The sequence below is a fragment of the Mycolicibacterium neoaurum genome (assembly GCF_036946495.1).
Lineage (GTDB): Bacteria > Actinomycetota > Actinomycetes > Mycobacteriales > Mycobacteriaceae > Mycobacterium > Mycobacterium neoaurum_B.
This window is the reverse complement of sequence record NZ_JAQIIX010000001.1, coordinates 51,278-78,083: the sequence shown is the minus strand read 5'-3', so window position 1 is coordinate 78,083 and position 26,806 is coordinate 51,278. Positions and strand designations below refer to the sequence as shown.

The 26,806-nt window shown below is 66.3% G+C and carries 19 protein-coding genes; 4 read left to right on the top strand and 15 right to left on the bottom strand.

What is annotated here, in order from left to right; genetic code table 11:
• The 8 genes from gap to PGN27_RS00270 all read right to left on the bottom strand — a co-directional run bounded on the left by gap (nucleotide 1) and on the right by PGN27_RS00270 (nucleotide 9,463).
• Nucleotides 1–1,023, bottom strand: a complete 1,023-nt coding sequence (gap, locus tag PGN27_RS00305) for a type I glyceraldehyde-3-phosphate dehydrogenase (RefSeq protein ID WP_019513457.1) — start codon at nucleotides 1,021–1,023, stop codon at nucleotides 1–3.
• Between the two features lie 101 nt (nucleotides 1,024–1,124).
• Nucleotides 1,125–2,102, bottom strand: coding sequence for a DNA-binding protein WhiA (gene whiA, locus PGN27_RS00300; protein ID WP_030135679.1), 978 nt, complete (start codon nucleotides 2,100–2,102; stop codon nucleotides 1,125–1,127).
• The gene (locus PGN27_RS00295) at nucleotides 2,099–3,169 is read right to left on the bottom strand and encodes a gluconeogenesis factor YvcK family protein (RefSeq protein WP_335324283.1); all 1,071 of its coding nucleotides are present in this window, start codon (nucleotides 3,167–3,169) and stop codon (nucleotides 2,099–2,101) included. Before PGN27_RS00295 ends, whiA begins: the two co-directional genes overlap by 4 nt.
• 10 nt (nucleotides 3,170–3,179) lie before the next feature.
• Nucleotides 3,180–4,058, bottom strand: a complete 879-nt coding sequence (gene rapZ, locus PGN27_RS00290) for an RNase adapter RapZ (RefSeq protein WP_335324282.1) — start codon at nucleotides 4,056–4,058, stop codon at nucleotides 3,180–3,182.
• Nucleotides 4,059–4,069: 11 nt separating this feature from the next.
• The gene (uvrC, locus tag PGN27_RS00285) at nucleotides 4,070–6,151 is read right to left on the bottom strand and encodes an excinuclease ABC subunit UvrC (RefSeq protein ID WP_335324281.1); all 2,082 of its coding nucleotides are present in this window, start codon (nucleotides 6,149–6,151) and stop codon (nucleotides 4,070–4,072) included.
• Between the two features lie 9 nt (nucleotides 6,152–6,160).
• On the bottom strand, nucleotides 6,161–7,444 hold the full coding sequence (gene murD / locus PGN27_RS00280; protein ID WP_335324280.1) for a UDP-N-acetylmuramoyl-L-alanine--D-glutamate ligase: 1,284 nt from the start codon (nucleotides 7,442–7,444) through the stop codon (nucleotides 6,161–6,163).
• Nucleotides 7,437–8,750: a MurL-like N-terminal domain-containing gene (locus PGN27_RS00275; protein WP_335324279.1), complete on the bottom strand. Its 1,314-nt coding sequence runs from the start codon at nucleotides 8,748–8,750 to the stop codon at nucleotides 7,437–7,439. The genes murD and PGN27_RS00275 overlap by 8 nt, the downstream gene beginning before the upstream one ends.
• Nucleotides 8,747–9,463 (bottom strand): hypothetical protein, encoded by a 717-nt coding sequence (locus PGN27_RS00270; RefSeq protein WP_335324278.1) that lies wholly within the window; start codon nucleotides 9,461–9,463, stop codon nucleotides 8,747–8,749. The genes PGN27_RS00275 and PGN27_RS00270 overlap by 4 nt, the downstream gene beginning before the upstream one ends.
• Before the next feature lie 63 nt (nucleotides 9,464–9,526).
• On the opposite strand from PGN27_RS00270, the gene PGN27_RS00265 reads away from it, so the two are divergent.
• Nucleotides 9,527–10,009 carry a GNAT family N-acetyltransferase gene (locus PGN27_RS00265; RefSeq protein ID WP_335324277.1) on the top strand — a complete coding sequence of 161 codons (483 nt, stop codon included), beginning with the start codon at nucleotides 9,527–9,529 and terminating at the stop codon, nucleotides 10,007–10,009.
• On the opposite strand, the gene PGN27_RS00260 is transcribed toward PGN27_RS00265, so the two are convergent.
• The 7 genes from PGN27_RS00260 to PGN27_RS00230 all read right to left on the bottom strand — a co-directional run bounded on the left by PGN27_RS00260 (nucleotide 9,984) and on the right by PGN27_RS00230 (nucleotide 23,046).
• The gene (locus tag PGN27_RS00260) at nucleotides 9,984–10,466 is read right to left on the bottom strand and encodes a PH domain-containing protein (protein ID WP_335324276.1); all 483 of its coding nucleotides are present in this window, start codon (nucleotides 10,464–10,466) and stop codon (nucleotides 9,984–9,986) included. The two genes, PGN27_RS00265 and PGN27_RS00260, sit on opposite strands and share 26 nt — an antisense overlap.
• Nucleotides 10,463–10,942 carry a 6,7-dimethyl-8-ribityllumazine synthase gene (gene ribH, locus PGN27_RS00255; RefSeq protein WP_335324275.1) on the bottom strand — a complete coding sequence of 160 codons (480 nt, stop codon included), beginning with the start codon at nucleotides 10,940–10,942 and terminating at the stop codon, nucleotides 10,463–10,465. The genes PGN27_RS00260 and ribH overlap by 4 nt, the downstream gene beginning before the upstream one ends.
• Nucleotides 10,939–12,201 carry a bifunctional 3,4-dihydroxy-2-butanone-4-phosphate synthase/GTP cyclohydrolase II gene (locus PGN27_RS00250; RefSeq protein ID WP_335324274.1) on the bottom strand — a complete coding sequence of 421 codons (1,263 nt, stop codon included), beginning with the start codon at nucleotides 12,199–12,201 and terminating at the stop codon, nucleotides 10,939–10,941. Before PGN27_RS00250 ends, ribH begins: the two co-directional genes overlap by 4 nt.
• Before the next feature lie 180 nt (nucleotides 12,202–12,381).
• Nucleotides 12,382–14,097 (bottom strand): VCBS domain-containing protein, encoded by a 1,716-nt coding sequence (locus PGN27_RS00245; RefSeq protein ID WP_335324273.1) that lies wholly within the window; start codon nucleotides 14,095–14,097, stop codon nucleotides 12,382–12,384.
• A 37-nt stretch (nucleotides 14,098–14,134) separates the two neighbouring features.
• Complete coding sequence (locus PGN27_RS00240) at nucleotides 14,135–14,821, bottom strand: hypothetical protein (RefSeq protein WP_335324272.1); 687 nt, start codon at nucleotides 14,819–14,821, stop codon at nucleotides 14,135–14,137.
• A 41-nt stretch (nucleotides 14,822–14,862) separates the two neighbouring features.
• The gene (locus PGN27_RS00235; protein ID WP_335324271.1) at nucleotides 14,863–21,849 is read right to left on the bottom strand and encodes a beta strand repeat-containing protein; all 6,987 of its coding nucleotides are present in this window, start codon (nucleotides 21,847–21,849) and stop codon (nucleotides 14,863–14,865) included.
• A 597-nt stretch (nucleotides 21,850–22,446) separates the two neighbouring features.
• Nucleotides 22,447–23,046 (bottom strand): riboflavin synthase, encoded by a 600-nt coding sequence (locus tag PGN27_RS00230; protein ID WP_141869775.1) that lies wholly within the window; start codon nucleotides 23,044–23,046, stop codon nucleotides 22,447–22,449.
• A gap of 65 nt (nucleotides 23,047–23,111) precedes the next feature.
• Here PGN27_RS00230 and PGN27_RS00225 point away from each other — a divergent pair, with 65 nt between their 5' ends.
• The 3 genes from PGN27_RS00225 to PGN27_RS00215 all read left to right on the top strand — a co-directional run bounded on the left by PGN27_RS00225 (nucleotide 23,112) and on the right by PGN27_RS00215 (nucleotide 26,761).
• Nucleotides 23,112–23,819 (top strand): LppX_LprAFG lipoprotein, encoded by a 708-nt coding sequence (locus PGN27_RS00225; RefSeq protein WP_335324270.1) that lies wholly within the window; start codon nucleotides 23,112–23,114, stop codon nucleotides 23,817–23,819.
• On the top strand, nucleotides 23,819–25,411 hold the full coding sequence (locus PGN27_RS00220) for an MFS transporter (protein ID WP_335324269.1): 1,593 nt from the start codon (nucleotides 23,819–23,821) through the stop codon (nucleotides 25,409–25,411). Before PGN27_RS00225 ends, PGN27_RS00220 begins: the two co-directional genes overlap by 1 nt.
• A gap of 93 nt (nucleotides 25,412–25,504) precedes the next feature.
• Nucleotides 25,505–26,761, top strand: a complete 1,257-nt coding sequence (locus PGN27_RS00215; protein ID WP_335324268.1) for a hypothetical protein — start codon at nucleotides 25,505–25,507, stop codon at nucleotides 26,759–26,761.
• Nucleotides 26,762–26,806 lie beyond the last annotated feature (45 nt).

Below are 26,806 nucleotides of genomic sequence, written 5' to 3'. Positions count from 1 at the left end.
CTACAGCGACTTACCGACCAGCGCAACCAGATCGGCGAGGCGGTTGGAGTAGCCCCACTCGTTGTCGTACCAGGAGACGACCTTGGCCTGGTTGTCGATGACCTTGGTCAGACCGGCGTCGAACAGCGAGCTGTGCGGGTCGGTGACGATATCGCTGGAGACGATCGGGGCGTCGTAGTACTTCAGGATGCCCTTGAGCTTGCCCTCGGCTGCGGCCTTCATGGCGGCGTTGATCTCGTCGGCGGTCGCCGACTTCTTCAGCTCGGCGGTCAGGTCGGTCACCGAGCCCGTGGGGATCGGTACCCGCAGGGCGTAGCCGTCCAGCTTGCCCTTCAGCTCGGGAAGCACCAGGCCGATGGCCTTGGCCGCGCCGGTCGAGGTCGGCACGATGTTGATGGCGGCGGCGCGGGCACGGCGCAGATCGCTGTGCGGGCCGTCCTGCAGGTTCTGGTCCTGGGTGTAGGCGTGGATGGTGGTCATCAGGCCCTTGACGATGCCGAACTCGTCGTTGAGGACCTTGGCCAGCGGGCCGAGGCAGTTGGTGGTGCACGAGGCGTTGGAAATGATGTTCTGGCTGCCGTCGTACTTGTCCTCGTTCACGCCGAGCACGATGGTGATGTCCTCGTCGCTGGCGGGCGCGGAGATGATGACCTTCTTGGCACCGGCGTCGAGGTGGCCCTGCGCCTTGTCACGCTTGGTGAAGATGCCGGTCGACTCGACCACGACGTCGACCCCGAGGTCGCCCCACGGCAGCGCCGACGGGCCTTCCTTGACCGAGAGCGCCTTGATCTTCTGGTCGCCGACGACGATGGTGTCCTCGCCCTCCAGGCTGACGTCGTAGGGCAGCCGGCCGAGGATCGAGTCGAACTTCAGCAGGTGCGCGAGCGTCGCGTTCGAGGTCAGGTCGTTGACAGCGACGATCTCGATGTCGGTGTTCTTGCCCGCCGCCTTCTGCGCGTCGAGGGCGCGGAAGAAGTTGCGTCCGATTCGACCGAAGCCGTTAACGCCTACCCGGATGGTCACGTGTCTCTCCTAGTTGTGGGGAAATCGCGGTTGTGGGAAAAATCGCGGTGAACTGCTCGCCCACCAGCCTAGTAGTGCCGGTTTCGGCGTGTGCACGCTGGTCAGGCGTCCTCGAGCAGATCGGGGGTGACCGCAGACTCGGTGTCGGGAATGCCGTCCTGTTTGGCCTTCCGGTCCGCCATCGACAACAGTCGCCGGATACGCCCGGCCACTGCGTCTTTGGTCATCGGCGGCTCGGCCAGCCTGCCCAATTCCTCCAGCGACGCCTGCCGGTGTTCAACCCGAAGCCTGCCGGCCTGGGCCAGGTGATCCGGCACGGTATCACCCAGGATGTCCAGCGCGCGCTCCACCCGGGCGGCGGCGGCGACGGCGGCCCTGGCCGAGCGGCGCAGGTTGGCATCGTCGAAATTGGCGAGCCGGTTGGCGGTGGCCCGCACCTCACGACGCATCCGCCGTTCCTCCCAGGTCAACCTGGTGTCCTGGGCGCCCATCCTGGTGAGCAGGGCGCCGATGGCCTCCCCGTCGCGCACCACGACGCGGTCGCTGCCACGCACCTCCCTGGCCTTGGCGCTGATGCCGAGACGACGGGCCGCGCCGACGAGAGCCAGGGCGGCCTCCGGGCCGGGGCAGCTGACTTCCAGCGCCGACGAACGGCCCGGCTCGGTCAGTGAGCCGTGGGCCAAAAACGCTCCGCGCCAAGCGGCTTCGGCATCGGCGACGCTGCCGCCGACCACCTGGGCAGGCAGCCCGCGCACCGGCCGGCCGCGCAGGTCCAGCAGCCCGGTCTGGCGGGCCAGGGCCTCTCCGTCCTTGGCCACCCGCACCACATACCGGGTGCTCTTACGGATGCCGCTTGCCGACAGCACGTGCACCACGGCGTTGTAGCCGTACAGGTCGTAGATGTCCTTGCGCAGGCGGCGGGCGATGATGCCGAGATCCACCTCGGCCTCCACCACAACCCGGCCCGCGACGATGTGCAGGCCCCCTGCGAACCGCAGTAGCGCCGACACCTCGGCGCGGCGCGCGCTGACCGAGCTCACGACCAGGCGACTCAGCTCGTCCTTGACCTCGGCCGTCATCGCCACGAGTCGTCCCCCCTTGGTGCGTTCATTGATCGCTGCCCGTGTTCTCCGTGTCGCAGGTCGCCCGGCCGGACCGGCGCGGGGGTTGTCGGTTGTTCGCCGATGACGCCGGGCATCGGTCCGCGCACCCGCACACCTTCCAGCGCGGCGGCCAGCATCGACGGGTCATGTAACTGTGTACCAGGTCGGGATACGTCGGCAAACTCGACTTGAGCACCCAAAAGTGCGGCGGTCCGCACCAGTTGCTCGCGCTCACGGTCGCTGGGCACCCGGCAGGCGTCGATGATGATCTCGTCGACGCGGAAGCCCGGCGCGTGCTGGGCGAGGACGTGGATATGGCGCTCGGCGGAGAATCCGGCGGTCTCCCCCGGCTCGGCGGCCAGATTGAGTACCAACGCCCGGCGGGCGGTGGTGGCATTGAGTGCCGCGGCCAGTCCGGGCACCAGCACGTGCGGGATGACGCTGGTGAACCACGAGCCGGGTCCGAGCACCACCAGGTCGGCGGCCATGATGGCGTCCACCGCCTGTCGGGTGGCCGGCGGATCACCGGGCAACAGCCGCACCCGGCGGACCTGCCCGACGGTGGTCGCGACCGCCACCTGTCCGCGGATCACCCGGAACATCCGCGGGTCGGATTCCAGCCCTGCCACGTCGGCCTCGATCTGCAGCGCCACCGGGCACATCGGCAGGACGCGGCCCTTGAGGTCCAGGATGCGGCCCAGCTCGTCGAGCGCGGCCACCGGATCGGCGAGCACCTCGCTCAGACCCGCGAGCAGCAGGTTGCCGATGGGGTGGCCGGCCAGGGCGCCACTACCGCCGAACCGGTGCTGGATGATCGTCGCCCAGAGGCGGCCATGCGGGCTGTCGGAGGCCAACGCCGCCAACGCCATTCGCAGGTCACCCGGAGGGATGACGTCCAGTTCGCTGCGCAGCCGGCCCGACGAGCCGCCGTCATCGGCGACGGTGACGATGGCGGTCACGTGCGGACTGAGCCGTCTGGCAGCCGACAGCGTCGCGTACAGACCGTGCCCTCCGCCGAGGGCGACGATGCGCGGTGAGCTCATGACGTGACTCTCACTCGCGTCCGAGGTCTCGGTGCAGTGCCCGTACCGTCAAGTTCGCGTCACCCTCCTGCAGCAACCCGGCCAGCGCTTCGGCGATCGCCACGCTGCGATGCTTGCCGCCGGTGCAGCCGATTGCCACCGTCATGTAGCGCTTTCCCTCCCGCCGGTAGCCGTCGATGACGACGCCAAGCAGTCGATGGTAGGTGTCCAGGAACTCCGCGGCCCCGTCCTGTCCGAGCACGAAATCCCGAACGGCCGGATGCTGGCCGGTGTGCGGTCGCAGCTCGTCCACCCAGTGCGGGTTGGGCAGGAACCGGACGTCCATCACGGTATCGGCGTCCATCGGCAGGCCGTACTTGTAGCCGAAGGACTCGACGGTGACATTGGTCTCGGCGACGGCCTCACCCCCGAACGCGCGCTCGATGCTCTCGCGCAGCGCGGGTACCGCCAGCTTCGAGGTGTCGATCACAAGGTCGGCGCCGGCCCGGACGGGGGCGAGCATCGCACGCTCGGCGGCGATGCCCTCGGCAAGGGTCTGGTTGCCCTGCAACGGATGACTTCGGCGGTTTTGTTCGTACCGACGCACCAGGATGTCGTCCGCTGCCTCCATGAACAGCACGCGCGGCGTGATCCCGCGGGTCGCCAGCTCGTTACGCACTGAGTCGAGATCACCGGTGAATCCGCGCGAGCGGACATCCATCACCAGCGCCAGCTGGGTGATCCGCGACCCGGCGTCCAGCCCCAGATCGACCATCCGGGCGATCAGCTCCGGGGGCAGGTTGTCGGCGACGTACCAGCCGAGATCCTCGAGCACCTTGGCGGCGGTGCCCCGGCCGGCACCGGACAATCCGGTGACCAGGACGACGTCGATTCCCGATTCTTCGCTCATGCCCTGGTAAGTCACCCCGTCGTTGTCTCTGATGTGGTCTGCACTGCCGCCTCGGCCTCGTCATGTGCCGTGTCGTCACGATCATTGTTCACATCGGCGCCCGGCGGGTCGGAAACGACCGGGGCGTCGCCGGCCGAATCGGATTCGACTCCCAGCGCCGCAAGGACAGCCTCGGCCGTGGCCACCCCGATACCGGGCACCGCGGTGATCTCCGCGACGCTGGCCGAGCGCAGCCGCGCCACCGAACCGAAGTGCGTCACCAGCGCCTTACGACGATGCTCCCCGAGCCCGCGCACCGAGTCCAGCGCCGAGGCCGTCATCCGCTTGGACCGCTTGGACCGATGGAAGGTGATGGCGAATCGGTGCGCCTCATCGCGGATGCGCTGCAGCAGATACAGCCCCTCGCTGGTGCGCGGGAAGATGATCGGCTCGCTCGGCGCACCTTCCAGGGCGGGGACCCACACCTCCTCGAGGCGCTTGGCCAGCCCGATCACCGCAACATCGGTGATGCCCAGATCGTCGAGGACCGCCTGGGCGGCATTGACCTGCGGCGCGCCGCCGTCGACCACGAACAGGTTCGGCGGGTAGGCGAATCTGCGCGATTTACCCTCGGCCACCATCGGCTGTTCGATATCGGCGACATGGCGGGCGAACCGGCGGCGGGTCACCTCGGCGATCGAGGCCACGTCATCGGAGCGGCCATCGCCGGCGGCCTCACGGATGGCGTAGTGCCGGTAGTCGGATTTGCGCGGCAGGCCGTCCTCGAAGACGACGAGCGAGGCGACCACATCGGTGCCCTGCACATGGCTGATATCGACACATTCGATGCGCAGTGGCGCGTCAGGCAATTCCAAGAAGTCCTGAATACTCTGCAGCGCAGCAGATCTCGCATTGAAATCACCGGCGCGCTTGAGTTTGTGCTGGGCAAGCGCCTCCTTGGCGTTGCGGTGCACCGTCTCGGCAAGTGCCTTCTTGTCGCCGCGCACCGGAACACGTAACCGGACCCGGGAGCCGCGCAGCTCACTGAGCCAGGTGGTCAATTCTTCGGCGTTGTCCGGCAGCACCGGCACCAGCACCTCGCGCGGGACCGGCGTGGTCGCATCATCCGCGGCGGACACGTTGCCGGTACCGCCGGCGCCCAATTCGGCCTGATCACCATAGAACTGGGTGAGGAACTGCTCGACGAGATACTCCTGGCCCGAGGCACCGGGCTCCGAAGACTTCTCCAGCACCCATCCCCGCTGCCCGCGCACCCGGCCGCCGCGCACGTGGAACACCTGCACGGCGGCTTCCAGCTCATCGTCGGCGAACGCCACCACGTCGGCATCGGTGCCGTCGCCGAACACGACGGTCTGTTTCTCCAGTGCGCGACGGAGAGCCCCGATGTCATCGCGCAGCCGCGCTGCGCGCTCGAAGTCCAGATCCTCTGCCGCGGAGTTCATCTGCTTTTCCAGATCACGCACCAACCGGTCGGTCTTGCCGGCAAGGAAGTCGCAGAAGTCCTCGACGATCTTGCGGTGGGCGGCGGCGTCCACCTTGCCCACGCACGGTGCCGAACACTTGTCGATGTACCCGAGCAGGCACGGCCGGTCGATCTGGCTGTGCCGCTTGAAGACCCCTCCCGAACACGTGCGGGCGGGGAACACCCGGGTCAACAGGTCCAACGTCTCGCGGATGGCCCAGGCATGCGCGTAGGGGCCGAAGTAACGCACACCTTTACGACGCGGTCCGCGGTAGACGAACAGTCGCGGATACTCCTCGTTGAGGGTGACCGCCAGCACCGGATAGGACTTGTCGTCGCGATACCGGATGTTGAAGCGCGGATCGAACTCCTTGATCCAGTTGTACTCCAGCTGGAGGGCCTCGACCTCGGTGCTCACCACCGTCCACTCGACGCTGCCCGCGGTGGTGACCATCTGGCGCGTCCGCGGCGCCAGCGCCGACAGATCGGCGAAGTACGAGTTGAGTCGGCTGCGCAGGCTCTTGGCCTTGCCGACGTAGATCACCCGGCCGTGCGGGTCGCGGAACCGATAGACACCGGGTTCGACAGGAATCGAACCCGGTGCCGGGCGGTAGGTCGCGGGGTCTGGCACAGGTCCAGGTTAGAGGCTGTCGATGACAGCGCAGAATGCTGCGCCTTTGGCCTCGTAGTTGCGGTAGAGGTCATAGCTGGCCGCCCCCGGGGAGAGCAGCACGGCGTCGATGCCGGGCAATCCCGCGGCCAGGCGCACCGCCTCATCGAGCCCCCCGACCCGGTGCGTCCGGTCGGGGTGCGCCTCGGCGAACTCGACCCCGATCAACGGCCCGTTGGTGGGAGCCTGGATCAGGGTCACATCGCGGGTGCCCGCGCAGAGGAACCTGTCGACCTGTCGGTAATCCAATGACCTGTCCATCCCACCCACGATCAGCGCGATACGGTCGTCGTCGGGCATCGCCGACAATGCAGCCACCACACTCTCCCCCGTGGTGGCCAGCGTGTCGTCGATCCAGCGCCTGCCCGCAGTGGTGCGCACCGTCTGCAGCCGGTGCGGCAGACCGGTGAAAGTGGCTGCCGCCGAATCGATCTCAGACTCGGCCACCGGCCTGCCGAGGACCTCGGCCGCCGCCGCGGCGGCCAAAGCGGCATTGACCGCGTTGTGCGGGTACGCCAACACCGAATCACCCGCCGGTCGATACACCTCCGTCGTCGACAGCTCACGCAGTGGGGGGAAATCCTCGATACCGATCCCACGTAACGCCGACGTCACCCCGGCCGTGGTGATCAGAACCCGTGCGCCGCGGGCGAATACCGCAGCCTTGGCCGAGTAGTAGGACGCGATGTCGCCATGCCAGTCGAGATGGTCCTGGTAGAGGTTGGTGATCACCGCCACCGCAGGCGAGGTGCTCAGCAGCGCGCACTGCTGGCTGGACAGCTCGGCGACAACCCATTGCCCGGCCGCCGGCGACAGGTCCGAGAGCGGCGTGCCGATGTTGCCCGCCGCGACGGCAGGCACACCGAGACCGGCCAGCAGATGAGCCAGGAACGACGCCGTGGTGCTCTTGCCCTTGGTGCCGGTGACACCGATCGTCTGCGCGCCGTGGCGGGCCATGTACCAGTCGGCGGCACTGGAGACCGGCGGACCGTTGCGCCGCATGTCCTCGTAGACCGGATGCTGCCACGGCACGCCGGGGCTGACGAATACGATATCGCAGTTGCGCAACGTATTCGGCGCATCGGGACCGTAGTGGACGGTCAGCCGCGGCATATCGGGTGCGCTGCCGTCGATCGCGCGGTCATCCACCGCGATGATGCGCTCGGCACCGTGTGCTGACGCCGTCCGGGCCATCGAGAGCCCTTCCTTGCCCAGCCCCCAGATACCGACGATGCGGCCCGCCACCTCAATCATCGAGCGACTTCGCATACCGGTCGGGCACATGATGGTGGGCGGGTCCGGTGTCGTGGTCGACAGCGATCGCGGCGAGTGCATCGCGGTGGCGACTGAACTCGGCGACCAGCGCCAGGTCCTGCCATTGCGGGTCGTCGAGCACCGCCAACATCGCCTCGGCAGCCTCGTAGTACTCCCCGACGCATTCGAACGGCTTGTGCACCCCGATGCCGAGGATATCGGCGAAACCATCACGGTTTCCGGCGTCGGCGAACAGGTTGCGACCGAAGATCTGCTCCACGCTCGCCCGGCCCAGCCGCGGGGCCAGAAGCACGAAGACGAACTGACATTTGGGACAGATGCCGCACCATGAGGTCGCGCGCCTGGCGGGATCGAGTGCGAACAGTCGGTTGCAGCTGGTGAACACGTCGAAGTACTCGGTGCAGCGCGCGAAGCGATCGGCGATCTGGGATTCGGACAGGCCGCGCAGCAGCGAGAAGTAACGGTCGGGGGCGAAGCCGTGCTGCGCCAAGGTGTCGCGCAGCAGCGTCTCGTAGGCCAAGCTCTTGGACCACTGGTGGTTGATATCGCGGCCGAGCCACTCGATGTTGCCGATGTTGGAGGACCGCTCGTTGGACAGCACGACGGGCCCGAATCCGTTTGCCTGAGCGACGATCAGTCCGATCACGCTGTTGATCGCCGTCACCGGCACGTGACCGTTGTAGGCCCCGTTCGCATTGGCCTCGATGAGCGCCCGATCGATGCTGCGCCGCACGTGCACGCTGCTCAACCCGCTGACCTCGATACACCGGTCGATAGGGGCATACCGGTTGACGCTGAACAGCATCGGGGCCATGCCGTGCCGACGCAGAGCTTCGATGCTGACGACCGAATCCTTACCGCCGCCGACCGGCACCAGTGGGGTGGCCCCGGCGTCGAAATCGTCGGCGACCGGGGTTTCGGCCGCCGAGGGCCCGTCGACCTGCGGGGTCAGCGCTGCAGGGAGATCATTTCGATACGCGAACTCCCCGAGACCGCCCTCGATCAGGGTGCGCAGATAGTGCTTCTCGAACTCGTGCGTGTCGAAGGCGATCTCGATCTTCGGGGGCGCGGCGGCCTTGTAGTAACTCAGCGCGCAGGTGATGGCGAGCAGCCGGGCCAACAGCGGGTGTGGCCGTGCGCCACCGAGGGTCTCGCCGAAATCGATCACCTCGGCGAACGTCATCGGCTCCGGTCCGCGCAGGGTGTAACCCAGCGAGAGCTTGCCCTCGTCGAACCCGTAGCCGTCGATCACCAATGCCTCGAAGGACTCAGGCCGGAACGTCATACATTCACCTCGAATCGGCGCACGCCGATGGCGGAGACCGGATGGACTTCGAATCGCGGCGAGACAAATTGCGCGGCGACGGCATTGCCGATATCGATGGGCTCGTCGGTACGTGGCATATCGGCCATCAGACCTGCAGCGATCGACAGATCGAGCACGTCGACACCGGTGCCGAAACGGCCCCGGTCGGTGTCGAAGATGAGGGCACCGCACTGCGGCCGCCCTATCAGGTCGCCCGACTCGTCTGCCACGTCGATGTATCCGGCGGCAGCCAGTTCCCGGCCGGCGAGATCGTCAGCGGCACGGCTGGTGGTGGCACCTGCCATCCGCCGCCAATGAGGCACCGAACGATACGGCCGCACGTCCAACGCGACGGGTTCGTCACGGCGGACATCGATCGTGGCGGCAGAGACCAGGAATTGGGTTTGTCCGTGAATCGGTACGACCAGCACATCGGCGGCAAGCACAGCGCCGGCTTCGGCCCGGTCGAGCAGACCGTCGAGTGCGTCGCTCAACGCATCCTCGGCGGGCATATCGGTGCCGTAGAAATCGGCGACCTCGGCCAGCCTGCGCCAGATCAACGCGGTCGCCGGTGGACGTCCGACCACCAGCGGTGCCGTCAGAGCGGGGTACGAGCCTAGGCCCGAGATCAGGGTCGGTGCTGTGACGAGCGGCACGCCGGCGTCGGCGATACCGTCAGCCGAGGCTGACACGAAATCCAAGGTACTCATCGACTTGTCGATCCTACCCGAGCGTCCGGCGGCGATACTGTAGCCATGGGCATGGGGCAGGTGCGCGTGGCCAGGCTCACCGAGACGGACTGGCGCGCTTTCGCGGGTATGCGATTGCGGGCGCTCACCGATTCGCTGGGCGACCGCAGTCCGCATTACCGGCATGAGAGCACATTCACCGCTGCGCAATGGCGCCGGCGGCTACGCGCGCACGCGCAGTTCGCGCTCGTCATCGACAATCGGGCGGTCGGTCTGATCGGCGCTCAGCGCCAGGGGCCGGAATCGGTGTACCTGTACTCGCTGTGGCTGGATCCGACCGCGCGTGGCCGCGGGCTCGGGCGCACGCTGGTCGCGGGAGCGGTCGATTGGGCGCGCAGCCAGCGGGTGCACCGGGTCACCTTGCGGGTCAACCGCGACAACGCCCCGGCGTTGGCGGTCTACGACAGCCTCGGATTCACCACGGTGTCCTGCGATGCGGGCGCGGATGATGACGCGCCCGAGGTCACGATGACGCTGACCGTGAATTGATCTGGTTCTGGTAGCGCCGCATGAGCGCGCGGACCTGATCCATCGCCGCCACGGCGCGTTCTTTGTCGACAGCTTGGATGGCCATCGCCGCGGTGTATTCGTCGTCTGCCAAGTCGATCCGCGCCCACCGGGCGCCGGGTGGGAACGACACGTCCACGACGTCGGGCCAGGCAATGAGTTTGTAGCCCAATGCGTTCCGCACGGCGATGCCGGCGGGTCCGACCCGCAGCCGGGGCCGCGCCAGTAACAGCACGCAGGATGCGATCACCAGACCCACGGCCGCGATGCCCACCTGGTCTGCGGTGCGGAACACCACACCGCTGGACCCGACCTTCAACAGGAATCCGACGGTGATGTGGGCGGCGGCGATCAGGAAGGCCGCGCCGTAGACGAAATACGGGGTCAGATGCGGCCGGACCTCAAGGTCCCAATCCTGATCGTCGGCCGACCGAGTCATGAGGCGAGGTCGCGCAGCACCAGCGCAGTCGACAACGCCGCGGCGGCGGCCTGAGCACCCTTGTCCTCGGTGGACTGGGGCAGTCCGGCCCGAGCCAGCGCCTGCTGTTCGGTGTTCGTGGTCAATACGCCGTTGGCCACCGGGGTGGACAGGTCCAGTGAAACCCGCGTGAGACCCTGGGTGACCGCATCGCAGACGTAATCGAAATGCGGTGTCTCGCCCCTGATGACGACGCCCAGCGCGACGACAGCGTCGTACTTGGCCGCGAGGGCCTGGGCGACCACCGGGATCTCGATGGCGCCGTGGACCCGCACGACCGCCGGGTCGGACACCCCGAGCTTGCTTGCGGCCCGTAGTGCGCCGTCGAGCAATGCGTCACAGATGGTGGCGTGCCAGGTGCTCACCACGATGCCCAGGGACACCGATGAGGCGTCCACATCCGGCAGGTCCGGGATGGCACCGGTATGCCCGCTCACAGCGCTCCACCGGGCTGAGCCTGGTCGTAATCCTCAAGACCGGCCAGGTCGTGGCCCATCCTGTCTCGTTTGGTCATCAGATAGCGGATGTTCTCGGCGTTCGCACGCACGGGCAGCGGTACCCGCTCGGTGATGTGCAGGCCGTACCCGTCCAGGCCCACCCGCTTGGCCGGGTTGTTGGTCAGCAGGCGCATCGACCGCACACCCAGGTCGACCAGGATCTGCGCGCCGATGCCGTAGTCGCGGGCATCGGCAGGCAGGCCGAGTTCCAGATTCGCGTCGACGGTGTCGGCGCCGGCGTCCTGCAACTGGTATGCCTGCAACTTGTGCAGCAGGCCGATACCGCGGCCTTCGTGCCCGCGCATGTACAGCACGATGCCGCGTCCTTCCTGCGCCACCATGGCCATCGCGGCATCCAGTTGCGGACCGCAATCGCACCGCTGCGAGCCGAACACGTCGCCGGTCAGGCACTCGGAGTGCACGCGCACCAGCACGTCGTGACCATCGAACTCGGCGCCGGAGATATCGCCGCGGACCAGCGCGACGTGCTCGACATCCTCGTAGATGGAGGTGTACCCGACCGCCCGGAATTCACCGTGGCGGGTGGGGATGCGCGCCTCGGCGACGCGTTCGATGTGCTTCTCGTGCTTGCGCCGCCACTCGATGAGGTCGGCGATGGAGATCAAGGCGAGCCCGTGATCGTCGGCGAAAACCCGCAGCTCCTCGGTCTGCGCCATCGAGCCCTCGTCCTTCTGGCTGACGATCTCGCAGATCGCACCGGCAGGCTGCAGGCCCGCCAGCCTGGCCAGGTCGACGGCGGCCTCGGTGTGACCGGGGCGGCGCAGCACGCCGCCGTCCTTGGCGCGCAGCGGCACCACGTGTCCGGGCTTCGTGAAGTCCTCGGCCACTGCCGTCGGGTCCGCCAGCACACGCATCGTGGTCGCCCGGTCGGAGGCCGAGATGCCGGTCCCGACGTCCTTCTTGGCATCCACGGTCACGGTGTAGGCGGTGCCGTGCTTGTCCTGGTTGACCGCATACATCGGCAGCAGGCCCAGTCGATCGCAGATGGCACCGTCGAGGGGCACGCAGAGGTAACCGGAGGTGTACCGCACCATGAATGCCACGAGCTCGGGCGTGGCCTTCTCCGCGGCGAAGATCAGATCGCCTTCGTTCTCGCGGTCCTCGTCGTCGATGACCACGACCGCCTTACCCGCCGCGATGTCGGCTACCGCCCGTTCGACGGAATCCAGCCGTGTCATTGTCGCCTCGTCATCGCTGGCCGAAACATGTCTGTGCCACCTTCATCAGTTCGTCTGCGCCCGTCCCGCAGCAGCAGCTGCGCAGGACGGACAGTTACACCAGTATGAACCACGGCCCCCCAACAGTTATTGCCCGCCGGTCCCCAGCGGGATCGACGGGCAACAACGCGGGCCTGAGGCTCAGAATGTGTACGTCACACTCACATAGGCCGGCGACCCGTCCGGTCGGACGTGGCCGTCGAAGTAACGCACCGTGAAGCTCTCGCTCGGGTGAAACCGGCCGCACTTGCCGGAGGTCGAGGTGTAGTTCACCAGGAATGCGCCGGTCCGGGTGCGGTATACCGACACCGAGCCGCGGGGGTTGTCCTGGACGACGTCGAAGGTGATGTCGTCACCGTCGGGATCGACCACCGTGGTGGTCCACGAAGCGGTCTTGAGCAGGGCGAGCCGTCCGCTCGTGCCGACGGTGCTCTGGGTCGGCAGCTGATTGTGCGGCAGCAGATGCACGGGCACCACCACCAGCGTGCCGTCCTCGGCGGTGACGGTGAAATGGTCGTGCTTGTCGGCTGCCAGGGCCGTGACCGCGGCCGCGGCGTGTCCGATCGTGGTATTCAAGGCGCTGGAGTAGGTGAACGTGCCGTCGTCGTTGACCGTCACCGAGCTGCCCTTGGCGGAGATGACGGTATTGCCGGGCAGTCCCCCACCCTCGACCCGCAATGGACGCCCGTCGGCTGCCGTCGCGACGATGCGTCCGCGTGTGGTCTGCACGCCGGCGGTGTTGACGACCGACTCCGTGAGCTGCGCGCAGCCCGTGACGGGAGACGTATCGGCGAGCGGTGGGCAGACCTGGACGGTCGCGACGGTGATGGAGCGTCCGAAGTCGTCGGTGCCGATGATGGTGAACGAGTCATCGGCGGTGATGCCGTGCCCCAGGCCGGGCGTGCGGGTGTAGACGTAGGTGCCGTTGCTGCTCACTTGCGCGCTGCCCTTGGCCGGCGGCCGACCGACGCCGAAGCTGATGGGGCCGTCGCCGTCGGAGGCCACCGACAGCCGACCGCGTTGCATGTTGGGCGTGACTGCGGTGGTTTCGGTGTCTATCCTCAGATGCGCGAGCGGCCGGACGACGATATCGGCGGTGCCGCCCTGATTGTCGATGGCGGTGACCACGAAGCGGTCGGTGTCCAGACCGGGGATCGCCGCCGTGGACACGGTGGGTATGAAAACGAATTGTCCGGTCGCCGGATCGAGCTGGACGAGGCCACCCTTGAGCGAGTATGCGGACTCGACGGTGGAATCGGCCGGGTTGCCATCATTGGCCAGCGAGTAGGTGAGTTTCGCACCATCCCACGCGGTGCCCTCGATATGTCCGACCACGACGCCGTTGGCATCGGGCATGCGCAGTCGCGCAGCCCCGGTGGGCGGCACGTGAGCGGTCGAGAGAGGGACCCGCACCTGCACCTCGACGCTGCGGCCGTAGAGGTCGGACACCGTCACCTCGAAGCTGTCGAACTTGTGCTCGTCCTCGCTGCTCATCCGAGCCACCTGCCGCGCCTGCACCGACGGTGTGTAGGTGAAGTGTCCCGATGTTGCACCGACCGACACCAGTCCGCCCTTGGCGGTCGTGAAGAGCGTCGGCCCGTAGCTGATCGCGCCGTTGCCCTGGTCCACCGCGGTGACGGAGCCGAAGATCGCGCCGGTGATCGGGTGCGGGTTGCCAACCTCGACGGCAGCGACCGGAGCCTCGTTGGCGCGCAACACGATCGGCGTGGCAAGCGTCCACGCCTGCGGACCGGAGCGGGGCACCGCGGTGATGCCGGTACCGGTCTCCGGACCGAGATGACGGCCCTTCGCCGCGTCGTACATGCGGTGCACATCGTCGATGGTGATGGCGCACAACTCCTTCTGCGTCGGCTCGAAATGGCAGCGACACGGATCAGTAGGTGTAGGTCCTGTCGCTGTAGAGGCCGTGGGTATCGGTGACTCGAAGAACGACGCTGCCGGCCGGCCCCTTGGAGAAGTAGCTACCGCCCGAGGAGGTGAACGTCAGCGTGTGATCGCCGTTGGCGCCGACAGCGAGCGAGGATGTACCGCCCAGGGTCGACAGGACGCTCAGCGCGCATCCGCTGTCGATGGTGATCGGATACCACTGCACCTCCTTGGCGCCGCCGACAAGGGTGCTGGTCTTCACACCACCGCTGGGTTGCGCGGGTGCTTCCCGCCTCGCGCCGCCCAACGCGGTATCGACCGGCAGGATCTCGACGACAATGTGCACCTCAGCCCGGCCGCCACGGTGGTCGAACACGTCAAGTGTGAAGGTGTCGACGGTGTCCCCGTAGTGCGCACTCGTCCGGGAGACCTGGCGGGCGGCCACCGACGGTGTGTAGGTGAATTGCCCGGTCCGCGTGTCCACTGTGACGACACCATCCTTGGCCGTGGTGCACTGCTGCGGCCCGAAGCTCAGCGGCTGCGCACCCTGGCCGACGATCCGTACCGCGCCGCGCACCACAGCGGTCTGCGGGTCCGGGGCGCGAAGATCGACCCAGGGCTGGATGTCTGCGACCGCTGATTCGGCGGTCTCACCCGAAAGGTCTTCGGTACGCGACAGTCCGTCGATCGTCATGACGCAAATCTCTTGGGCTGCTTTGCGGTCTCGGACACGGATTACCAGGTCTTCGTCACCGTGGAGGGGGTACCGGTCACGACGCCGTTGACCACCACGTAGTAGCCGTCGGAGACGGTCAGCCGGTTGCCACCCCACAGCGTGCTGGTGGCAACCCCACGTCCGCCGAAGGTGAAGCTCGATCCGTTGTGACTGAAGGTCAGGCTGTCACCGTCGTTGTCATCGACATTGACGAAGCTGACGTTGCCCAGCGCCTTGCTGCCGCCGGAGATCGTCGGGGTGCTGTTGATGGCGTAGATCGACAGCGACACGGAGTAGCTGGTGCTGCCGCCGAAACCGTCCACCGCGGTTGCCGTGAAAGAGTCGGCGACCGCGCTGCCCGACGCTCCGATCTTGGCCGCCCCGTGGTAGTAGGAGAAGCCCTTCTCGATGGTGTAGGTGAAGGTGCCATCGGCATTGACCGCGACCGTGCCGCCGTTGGCGGTGGAGAAGGACCCCGGCGTGAACGTGACAGTGTCCCCGTCGGCGTCGGTGGCCTTCAACGTACCGGTGGTGGTCTGTTTGAGTGTGCCGATGCCCAGGACCCGGTTGTCATCGATCGAAAAGCCGGTGATGACCGTGCTGCCGGCCACCGGCGCCGCGTTCGGAATCGCCGGCGCGACATTCACGGTCGCGATCGTCACCGTCTTGCCACTGGCGTCGGTGCCGAGGATGGTGAACGTGTCATTCGGAGTTGTCGAATGACCCAGCGCCGCGTTGCGGGTGTAGGTGTAGGTTCCGTCGGCATTGCGGACGACGGTCCCCTTCGTGCCCTGCGCACCTACGCTGAAGGTCAGCAGCGCTGCGTCGGCACCCGGCACGTTCAGGGTCACGTTTTGAATGTTGGCGCCCCCGTTGGTGACCGTCACCGGTGAGGGCGTTGCCTGCGCCACCGAGATGGTCGCCGTGGTGGTGCCGCCATGGCCGTCGGAAACCGTCACCGTGAACGTATCCGTGGTCGATCCCGATTTGGTCGGGATATAGGTGAACGAGTTGCCCGACAGCGTCACGATGCCGCCGTTGGTGGTGTAGGCCGAGCCACCGGTGGCTCCGACCAGGCTGTAGGTCAACGCGTCATCGTCGTTATCGGACCCGTTCAACGTGCCCCGCACCACGCCGAGTGCGTCCGAGCTGGCATTGGTCGAGACATTCGAGGAAGGCGTCGCGTTGAGCTTCTCGACCGGCACCTCGACCACGATCGTGGCGCTGGCGCCCAGCGCGTCGGTGACCGTGATGGTGAAGGTGTCCTTGACCGTCAGCCCGGTGGCCCCGACTGCAGCCGCACCGTGGAAGTAGCTGTTGGACTTGGTGATCGTGTAGGTGAAGGTGCCGTCCGAGTAGAACGACACCGAGCCGCCGTTTGCCGTGCCGTAGATCGCCGGGATGATGGAGCCACCCGGGTAGGTGATCGCGTCACCGTCGGCGTCGGCGGCGGTGACCTTGCCCTTGGTGCTCTGTGTGCGGATTCCCAGGAAGTCACCGCCCAGCGAGGATTCCGTGATCGTCGTCTGCCCGGCGGTCGGAGCGGCGTTGCTCAGGGTTGGCGTGACGGTGACCGTGGCGACGACGATGCTGACACCGCCGACGGTGCCGACGATCTCGAAGCTGTCGGTGGGACCGCCGGTGTGTCCCGCGACCGTGCGGGTGTATGTGTATGTGCCGTCGGCATTGACCGCAACGGTGCCCTTGCTGGGACCGTTGCCCGCGCTGTAGGTGAGTACACCCTGTTCGGCACCGGTCAGCTGCACCGCACCGGTGACGATACCGTTACCAGCCGACGTCGAGGTGGTGACGGGCAGATTCAAGTCGTGCGTGGTGACGGTGACGAGTGTGCTTGTCTGACCGCCCTTTCCATCGGTGACGTAGACCGTGAAGCTCGATCCGACGATCGCGCCGAGCACGCCGCTGTTCAGGCCCGGCACGTAGGACCACTTGCCGTTGGCGTCCACGGTCACGATCGCACCGTTGCCCAGCAGCTTGCTCGACCCGCCGCCGTAGCCGGTGACGCTGTAGTGCAGCGTGTCGTTGTCGTCGTCGCTGGCGCCGACGTTGCCGGTCGCGATGCCGGAGCCGCCGGCAATCACCGCACCGTCAAGGGGCTTGGAGGTGGGCCCGCTGTTCACCTTCGGCACCACCGACACCTCAGCCACCGTGATCGACTGGCCGCCAACGGTGCCCACGATCGTGAACGTGTCGGTCTCGTTCCAACCCGCCGTCGTCGCCGTATAGGTGTAGGTGCCATCGGGATTGACCGTCACCGTGCCCTTGGACGGACCACTGCCCACGCTGTAGGTCATCAACCCCTGCTCGCCGGCAGACAGCCCCAACCCACCGGTCACGGTGCCATTACCGTTGACCACCTTGGTGACTGGGATATCGAGCTCGTGGGTATTGACCGTGATCAGCGTGCTGGCCTGACCACCCTTACCGTCGGTGACATAAATCGTGAAGGTCGACAACGCGATCGAAGAGACCAACCCCCCGAGATCACCACTGTTCAAACCCGGAATGTAATGCCACTTGCCGTTGGCATCCACGGTCACGATCGCACCGTTGGACAACACCTTCGTCGACGCACCACCGGGACCATCGACGCTGAAATGCAACGTATCGCCGTCGGCATCCGAGGCATTCACCGTGCCCGAGGCAATACCCGAACCACCGATCACCGTGTCCCCACCCAACAACGGCGCGGTGGGCGCAGTATTGGACTTCGGCACCAACGACACCTCAGCCACCGTGATCGACTGACCGTTGATCGTGCCCACGATCGTGAACGTATCGGTCTCGTTCCAACCCGCCGACGTCGCCGTATACGTATACGTGCCATCGGGATTGACCGTCACCGTGCCCTTGGACGGACCACTGCCCACGCTATAGGTCATCAACCCCTGCTCAGCAGCAGTCAACGTCAACCCACCGGTCACCGTCCCGTTACCATTACCCGACTTCGTCACCGGAATGCTCAGATCGTGGGTGGTGACCACCACCGGGGTGCTGGCCTCTCCCCCCTTGCCATCGGTGACGTACACCGTGAACGACGAGGCCAGGATCACCCCGAGCACACCACTGTTCGGCCCGGGGATGTAGGACCACTTGCCGTTCTGGTCGACCGAGACGATCGCACCGTTGGCCAACACCTTCGTCGAGGCACCACCGTAGCCGGTCACGCTGTAATGCAGCGTGTCACCGTTGGCGTCATTGGCGCTGACGTTGCCGGTCGCGATACCCGACCCGCCCACCACGGTCACCAGATCGATCGGATCCACCGTCGGGGCGGCGTTGGACTTGGGCACCACCGACACCTCGGCCACCGTGATCGACTGGCCGCCAACGGTGCCCACAATGGTGAACGTGTCGGTCTCGTTCCAACCCGCCGTCGTCGCCGTATAGGTGTAGGTGCCATCGGGATTGACCGTCACCGTGCCCTTGGACGGACCACTGCCCACGCTGTAGGTCATCAACCCCTGCTCGCCGGCAGACAGCCCCAACCCACCGGTCACGGTGCCATTACCGTTGACCACCTTGGTGACTGGGATATCGAGCTCGTGGGTATTGACCGTGATCAGCGTGCTGGCCTGACCACCCTTACCGTCGGTGACATAAATCGTGAAGGTCGACAACGCGATCGAAGAGACCAACCCCCCGAGATCACCACTGTTCAAACCCGGAATGTAATGCCACTTGCCGTTGGCATCCACGGTCACGATCGCACCGTTGGACAACACCTTCGTCGACGCACCACCGGGACCATCGACGCTGAAATGCAACGTATCGCCGTCGGCATCCGAGGCATTCACCGTGCCCGAGGCAATACCCGAACCACCGATCACCGTGTCCCCACCCAACAACGGCGCGGTGGGCGCAGTATTGGACTTCGGCACCAACGACACCTCAGCCACCGTGATCGACTGACCGTTGATCGTGCCCACGATCGTGAACGTATCGGTCTCGTTCCAACCCGCCGACGTCGCCGTATACGTATACGTGCCATCGGGATTGACCGTCACCGTGCCCTTGGACGGACCACTGCCCACGCTATAGGTCATCAACCCCTGCTCAGCAGCAGTCAACGTCAACCCACCGGTCACCGTCCCGTTACCATTACCCGACTTCGTCACCGGAATGCTCAGGTTATGGGTGTTGACCGTGATGAGCGTGCTGGCCTCACCACCCTTACCGTCGGTGACATAGATCGTGAAGGTGGACAACGCGATGGCGCCGAACACCGGATCGCCGCTGTCGATGCCCGGGATGTAGTGCCAGTTACCGTTCTGGTCGACCGTCACGATCGCACCGTTGGCCAACACCTTCGTCGACCCGCCACCGGGACCGTTGACGCTGTAATGCAGCGTGTCACCGTTCTCGTCCGAGGCGTGCACGGTGCCCGAGGCGATACCCGAGCCACCGATCACGGTGTCGCCACCGATGAGCGGGGCGGTGGGCGCGACATTCGGCTTGGGGATCACCGACACGGTCGCCACCGTGATCGACTGGCCGTCGACCGTGCCCACGATGGTGAAGGTGTCGGACTCGTTCCAACCCGCCGTCGTCGCCGTATAGGTGTAGGTGCCATCGGCATTGACCGTCACCGTGCCCTTGGACGGACCACTGCCCAGGCTGTAGGTCAGCAGACCGGTGTTGGCACTGTTGCTTATCTGCAGTCCGCCCTTGACCACACCGTCGACGTTGGACGTGACCACCGGATCGATGTCCAGATCGGCGGACAGCGTGACCGTGGTGGTCGTGGTGCCGCCGCGACCGTCGGAGACGTGGACCTCGAATGAATCCAGCGTGAGGCCGCCGAGCAGGCCGGCCGGCTTCGGGATGAACGTGAAGGTGCCGTCGGTGTTGAGCAGCACGATGCCGCCATTGGCGCTGTGCCCGGAGGAGGCGCCGTTGGCGAGCGTGAAAGTCAGGTCGTCACCGTCGAAGTCGGTGGCGGCGACGGTGCCGCGGACGACGCCGTCGGAGTCCGGCAGCGCAACGGTGATGCCGCCGATCGGGTTGGAGTTGATCCGGTTGATGGTCACCGTGACCGACACTTCGACGACACCACCGTGGGCATCGTTGAGGGTTACGGTGAAGGTGTCGGTGCCGCCCTGCGACCGCGCCGCCAGGGTCGGGGTGTACATGTAGCCGAACGGCGTCACCACGACGACGCCGCCGCGCGGGGTCACCACATCGCCGGTCACGATGACGAGGTCGTCGTCGTCGTCCTTGACCTCGAAGGAGCCGGTGATGATGCCGGTGATCGGTTCGGTGGTGGCGGTGCCGACGGTGATCGTCGGCGGGGTGTTGGCGCTGACGATGTCGACGGTGACGACGGTCGGGAGCAGCGTGATGCCGCCGCGGCCGTCATTCGCCCAGATGGAAACCAGATCGGTTTTCACGCCGAGCAGTGCGGCGGCACCGTGCCGGGCTGCATCGGTCGGGGTGTAGGTGAACGTGCCGTCTTCGTTGCGAACGACGCTGCCCCACAGGGCCGAAGCGGTGTAGGTCAACGGATCGCCATCGGCGTCGGTGGCCGCCGCGGTGATGGTGACCTTGCCGGTGACGGGGTCGTATCCGGTCACCTGTGCGTGGCCGCCGGAGCCGAAGTACGGCAGGTTGTTGATGCCCAGGCCCGGGTAGCGGAAGGTCACCGTGTAGTACGCGTCGTTGCCCTCCGGGGTCAACGGATGGTCGAGGAAGCCCAGGCTGTCGTTGACCCGGACGGTGAACGTGACATCGGTGCCGTTGTTGAGGTCATCGAGCGAGTTGGGCACGAAGCTGAAGGTGCCGTCCGGACTCATCGTGATGAGGCCGTTGCTCGGCTGTCCGCTCAGGTCCACCGAGTAGACCAGTGGGTCGCCGTTGGGATCGATGCTCTTGAGTCTCCAGGTCAACGGCAGCGGGCCGGCCGACACCGTCGGCTCGCCCGGCAACTGGTTGGTGGCCAGCCGCTCGTAGCGGCTGTAGGCGGCCGTCACCAGAACCAGCGCACCGAAGGTGAACGGGGTCGGCTCACCATTCCAGTACGTGCCCTGCAACCCGGCGAACAGCGTCATCACCCAACCGGCTGCGACCTGGGTCGGGTTGAGGATCGGATCGGGGGCGTACGGCGGGAAGATGGCGTCGATGAATCCCGCCAGCGCATTGACGATGCCCATGAACGGTTCGAAGGCCGGGATCACCGGGGGCTTGGGCACGATGTCGATCTCGAACAACGCCGACGCCAGCGCCGGCGGCGTGGGCGTCGCGTCCGAACCGGCCAAGGCTGCGTACTGCGCCGAGTGACCCACCTCGGGAACGACCACCGGGGCGACCACCGGTGCATTGTCCGACGGGCCGTCGACGGTGCCGGTGGGCACCTCGGCGCCCTCACTTCCGGGCACGGTCACCGGCGGTTGGGCTGCGGGTTCGGTCGTGGCGCCGTCTCCGCCGGTCGAGCCGGTGCCTCCGGTGTTGCTGCCGGTTCCGGGTTGTTCGGTCGTCGTCTCGGTACCGGTCTCCCCCGTGGGGGCGGTGCCGGCGCCCTCGGCGGGTGGCTGCTCCTCCAGGATCGGGGTCGTACCGAGGTCACTGCCGCCCTCGGCCCCGCTTTCCGCACCGCTGCCAGCGGTGGCGCTGTCGTCGACCTTGTCGAGGAGCTTCTTGTCGATCGGGTCGTCGTCGTTCTTCTGGTCGTCGTCTTTCTTGTGATCGTCGGTGAGACTTCCGCCTCCGAGGCCACCGGTCCGGGTATCGGATCCGCGGTCGTCAGAGTCGTCGTCGGAAGCACCGAGCCCACCGCTCTTGACGGTGCCCGAGCCCGTCGCCCCGGACGCGCCGTTGTTGTCACTGGCTTTGTGATCGGTATCTGAGGCCGGTCCGGTCGACGGTCCGTCGGTGGTGTCCGCAGCGGCGACGGCTGGGGCGGCGGTGACCGCGAGACCGAGAAACGCCGCCACGGCGAACTCGCCGGCGCGCATCCGCTTCTTCGACGAATTCTTCCGATGGGTTGCCATGGTGCTCCTCGACATCGACCGCTGTGACGGGCCTTCGGCAGTCCGCAAGGAGCAGCCGAAGGGTATTGACTGCGGCGTAAGTTAACACGCTGGTCAATAACTGAAAAGCAACTTCGGCGGATGTTTTGTTAGGGATTTCGTTGCCTGTCGGCACTCCAGCGGACGCAATCGATCAATCCGGACGAAAAATTTCATGATCGAAAGGGTGCCGGGGGGCGCGCTAGCAACAAGGTCACATCCAACGCACAGGCAACGTGCCGGAACCTTTGCGTACCGCCCGTGCCAAACCGGCCGACGAAAGCACTGCCAAAGGGATCAAAACAGGTCGGTTAAGCTGCGCTTTCGACATGCGAAACGGTGCTGTCAAGTGATTCGTGCGGAGGCTCGGAGAGCGCACAAAAAGGTAAACACTTATTCGCTTTTAACTACGCGGCAATCACGTGTCAGGAACGGTCACAATCGCGCGCGGCGATACCGCCGGAACCGTCGACCGGCGAAAAAGTTTCTTCGCTTTCGGACCGGATCTCGGCGCTTCGCCGGATCTTGTGGAGCTGACCTTGCGACGTTGCTGTATCTGCGCGGAGCGGAGCGAACGCGTCAGCGCTCGCGTTCTCCCAGTAGCCGCTCGACGTACTTCGCAATCACATCAACCTCAAGATTCACAGGGGTGCCGACCTCCGCGGAGCCAAGGGTGGTCAGACCCAGCGTCGTCGGAATCAGCGAAACCTCGAACCAATCCGGACCCAACCCGGACACCGTCAGCGAGATGCCGTCGACCGTGATGGATCCCTTTTCCACGACATAGCGGGACAACGACGCCGGCAGCGACATCCGAACGACTTCCCAGTTCTCCGACGGTGACCGCGAGACCACCGTCCCGGTGCCATCGACATGTCCCTGGACTATGTGTCCTCCGAGCCTGCTGTTGACCGCAGCCGCCCGCTCCAGGTTGACCCGGCTACCGACGCCGACGGCGGCCAAGCTGGACCTGTTCAGCGTCTCGGCCATCACGTCGGCGGTGAATGCACCGTCCGGGCGAACTTCGACCACCGTCAGACATACGCCGTTCACCGCGATGGAATCGCCATGACCTGCATCGGAGGTGACCACCGGCCCCCGAATCACAAAGCGGGCGGCATCGGGCAAATCTTCCTTGCCGACCACTTCTCCGAGTTCTTCCACGATTCCGGTGAACATGCCCACAGGTTAGTGGGCTGCATGTATCGGACGTCCATCCAGAGCGCTCCACTACGATGCACAACATGCAGACGCGCCCCCGTGCAGTCCGAATCCTTCTTCCCGTTCTCGCCGCGATCATGGCCCTCGCATTCGTCGGCTGCTCGTCGAAGACCAATGACGCTCCACTCCCCGACGCCGCGACCTTGTTGACCGAGTCGGCGGCCACCACGCGCGCCCAACAGAGCGTGCATCTCGAACTCGCCGTGGGCGGTGAGATCAAGGAACTACCCATCGCCCACCTCAGCGGTGACCTGACCAATGCGCCCGCTGTGGCTGCGCAGGGCAGCGCCGACCTTCTCTTCCTCGGACAGAAGCTCACCGACGTCGGCTTCGTCGTCGTCGACGGCGATCTCTACGGTGCGATCACCAAGGGCGGCAACATGCAGAACTTCGGTCCTGCCGCCGACATCTACGACATCTCCGCGATCCTGAACCCCGACAACGGACTGGCCAACGTGCTGTCGAGCTTCACCGACGCCAAGTCCGTCGGCCGCGAGGCCATCGGTGGGTCGGATGCCGTCAAGATCACCGGCACCGTCCCGCCCGAGGCGGTCAACAAGATCGCCCCGCAGCTCAACGCGACCGCCCCGGCCCCGGGTACCGCGTGGATTCGTGAGGACGGCGATCACCAGCTGGCTCAGGTGATGCTGGAGCCGTCCGCAGGCAACACCATCACGATGACGTTGTCCGATTGGGGTAAGCAGGTCACCGTCACGAAGCCCGCGACCTGATGTCGGCGGCCACCAGCCACCGAGCCGGGGGGCGCGCGGGTACCAACCGCCGCTTGGCGATAAGTGCGGGTGGCCTCGCGGTCACCCTGGGTGCTCTCGACACCTATGTCGTGATCACCATCATGACCGACATCATGCGCGACGTCGGCATACCCATCAACCAGATTCAGCAGGTCACGCCCATCGTGACGAGCTATCTGCTCGGCTACATCGCGGCGATGCCGCTGCTGGGCAAGGCGTCGGACCGGTTCGGCCGCAAGTTGATCCTGCAGGCCGGCCTGCTCGGTTTCATGGTCGGTTCGACGGTCACGGCCCTGGCCGGTGATCTGACCACCCTGGTTGTCGGACGCACCCTGCTCGGCATCGCCAGTGGTGCGCTGCTGCCCGTCACCCTCGCGCTGGCCGCAGATCTCTGGTCCGACCGCGGCCGCGCCACCGTGCTGGGCGGTATCGGCGCGGCACAGGAACTCGGCAGTGTGTTGGGTCCGCTGTACGGCATCGCCGTGGTCTGGGCGCTGAACACTTGGCGCGACATCTTCTGGATCAACATCCCGATGGCGGCAGTCGCGATGGTGATGATCCACTTCAGTGTTCCGGCAAGGGATAAGAATCAGCCGCAGCAGAAGGTCGATGTCATCGGCGGAGTACTGCTGGCCATCGCGCTCGGTGCGGCCGTCGTGGGCCTCTACAATCCGTCGCCCGACGGCAAGAACCTGCTGCCGAGCTACGGCATCCCGCTGCTGATCGTCGCCGTGGTGACCATCATCGGGTTCTTCGTCTGGGAGAAGCGGGCCACCACCCGCCTCATGGAACCTGCGGGCGTGAAGTTCCGGCCGTTCCTCGCCGCACTGGGGGCATCACTGTGTGCCGGTGCCGCTCTGATGGTGACGCTGGTCAACGTCGAGTTGTTCGGCCAAGGCGTGCTCGGGATGGACAAGAACGAGGCGGTCGTCCTGCTGCTGCGCTTCCTCATCGCCCTGCCGATCGGCGCGCTGCTCGGTGGTTGGTTGGCCACCCGGATCGGTGATAGACCGATCGCGGTGACCGGCCTGATCATCGCCGCGTTCGGATACTGGCTGATCTCGCACTGGACCGTCGATGTCCTCTCTGCTCGTCATGACCTGGGCTTGTTCACGCTGCCGGCCTTCGACACCGACCTCGCGCTCGCCGGTTTCGGTCTCGGCTTGGTGATCGGTCCGCTGACGTCGGCGGCGCTGCGTGTCGTGCCCCCGGCCGAACACGGAATCGCCTCGGCCGCGGTCGTCGTATCGCGGATGATCGGCATGCTCATCGGCATGGCGGCGCTGTCGGCGTGGGGTCTGTACCGGTTCAACCAGATCCTGGCATCGCTGCCGGTGGTCAACACCACCAACATGATGGACGCCGGCAGGCAGCTGATGGAGAACACCCGGACCGCATACACCATGCAATACGGCGAGATCTTCGCCATCACAGCGGTCGTGTGTGTCGTGGGAGCACTGGCCGCAGTCTTCATCAGCAGCCGCGGTGCGGCCGTCGAGTCCGATCATGAAGACAGTGACACCACGAAAGCCACTGGGAATGCCGCGTTTCCGGCGTCACCGCAGTCCTGACCACTGAGCCGACCCACTGCACGCGGCCGGACGGGCTGCGTCACAGAAGGTAGCCCCACCATCGGCGACCGACATTGCTAAGGTCGCTGCGTCATGTCTTATCTGGTTGCCGATCGATGTGTGGAGCAGACGCCCCGCGTACCGGTGGCGACGCTCGATGCAGCCCACAGCAGGCGCCGCACGGCGGTCGTGGTCGGGCCGCTGAGGCTGCCGGCGCCGGACCTGCTCGCCGAGCGGCTTGCCGCCATGACCGCCGTAGGGCCGGTCGCTCGGCTCTGCCTGGACCCATCACCGGCGAGTACCCAATGGAGTCACGTCGATCCCGGCCGTGCGCCGCAACTGCACACGATCACGCAGACGACAGACCCGACCGACCTGCTCCACACGGTCCGCACCCTGGACGACCGAGCCGTCACGGTGGCCGCCGCCGGACAGTGGCTTGCGATCGATTTCAGTCACGGGCTCGGTGAGATCCCGCTCATCCACACGTTGCTCGACGTGCTGTTCGGGCTCACCGATCCGGGCGATGCAGCCACGTGGCACCGCTACGCACGCACGCCGCACCCACTGCGTAGCGCCGCCATGAAGACTTTCGCCGTGCACCCGGTGCGCGTCGCCAAACTGCTTGCCGCCGCCCGTCGTCCGCCGCTGACGGGCGGCAGCGACACGGGGACCGATGCCGGTGCGGGGACGGGATTCACCTGCTCGCCCACCACACGTTCGCTCGGCCTGACGGCTAGTCAACTCGGCGAGATGCGGGCGCGCCGCGACGCCGCGCTGCCCGGCGTCAGCATGGTGGCGCTGTTCACCTACGCGTTGCACCAGGCGTTCGGCCGCGCCGGCATCGGGCTGTCCGGAACGGTCAAGATACCTTTCGATGTCCGCCGCTACCTGCCCCGAGACAAGGACACACTCGGATCATTCTCGGCCGGACTGGATTTCACGCTCAACCCGGCGGATGGCCCGATCGCACTGCAACGGGCGATGACGCGGGCCAGCAGAACGGGTCGTCCGGTGGCGAATCTGTTGGTGGGCACTGCCAAAGCGCGCCGATTCAAGGATCGAGACGCCATCGGCCCCCTTCCTTCGCCGCCGGCTCAGTTGCTGCACTCCAATCTCGGCTGGGCGCAACGAAACGGTGCATGGCCATTCACCGACCGCAAGCGCGCCTGTATGTTGGTCGCTTCCGACCCGGCAACCCCAAGGGGTCTCACCGTCACGTCGGTCGGTGTCGCCGAAAACCTCTGGTTCACCGCCGAAATCCATCGCTCGGTACACGATCCGGACGCGGTGGCGCAGGCGTTGGCACTCCTTCCGCAGACCGTAGCCGACCTCACGCGCACCGACTGAGATAGTCTGGCCTCGAACCACATTCACCACACTGCCGCGCCCTGT

Coding starts and splice junctions, on each gene's coding strand:
- whiA (WP_030135679.1), bottom strand. CDS start 2,102: ATGACGGCCGAGGTCAAGGACGAGCTGAGTCGCCTGGTCGTGAGCTCG.
- PGN27_RS00295 (WP_335324283.1), bottom strand. CDS start 3,169: ATGAGCTCACCGCGCATCGTCGCCCTCGGCGGAGGGCACGGTCTGTAC.
- rapZ (WP_335324282.1), bottom strand. CDS start 4,058: ATGAGCGAAGAATCGGGAATCGACGTCGTCCTGGTCACCGGATTGTCC.
- murD (WP_335324280.1), bottom strand. CDS start 7,444: ATGATTGAGGTGGCGGGCCGCATCGTCGGTATCTGGGGGCTGGGCAAG.
- PGN27_RS00275 (WP_335324279.1), bottom strand. CDS start 8,750: ATGACGTTCCGGCCTGAGTCCTTCGAGGCATTGGTGATCGACGGCTAC.
- PGN27_RS00265 (WP_335324277.1), top strand. CDS start 9,527: ATGGGCATGGGGCAGGTGCGCGTGGCCAGGCTCACCGAGACGGACTGG.
- PGN27_RS00260 (WP_335324276.1), bottom strand. CDS start 10,466: ATGACTCGGTCGGCCGACGATCAGGATTGGGACCTTGAGGTCCGGCCG.
- PGN27_RS00250 (WP_335324274.1), bottom strand. CDS start 12,201: ATGACACGGCTGGATTCCGTCGAACGGGCGGTAGCCGACATCGCGGCG.
- PGN27_RS00240 (WP_335324272.1), bottom strand. CDS start 14,821: ATGACGATCGACGGACTGTCGCGTACCGAAGACCTTTCGGGTGAGACC.
- PGN27_RS00235 (WP_335324271.1), bottom strand. CDS start 21,849: ATGGCAACCCATCGGAAGAATTCGTCGAAGAAGCGGATGCGCGCCGGC.
- PGN27_RS00230 (WP_141869775.1), bottom strand. CDS start 23,046: ATGTTCACCGGAATCGTGGAAGAACTCGGAGAAGTGGTCGGCAAGGAA.
- PGN27_RS00225 (WP_335324270.1), top strand. CDS start 23,112: ATGCAGACGCGCCCCCGTGCAGTCCGAATCCTTCTTCCCGTTCTCGCC.
- PGN27_RS00220 (WP_335324269.1), top strand. CDS start 23,819: ATGTCGGCGGCCACCAGCCACCGAGCCGGGGGGCGCGCGGGTACCAAC.
- PGN27_RS00215 (WP_335324268.1), top strand. CDS start 25,505: ATGTCTTATCTGGTTGCCGATCGATGTGTGGAGCAGACGCCCCGCGTA.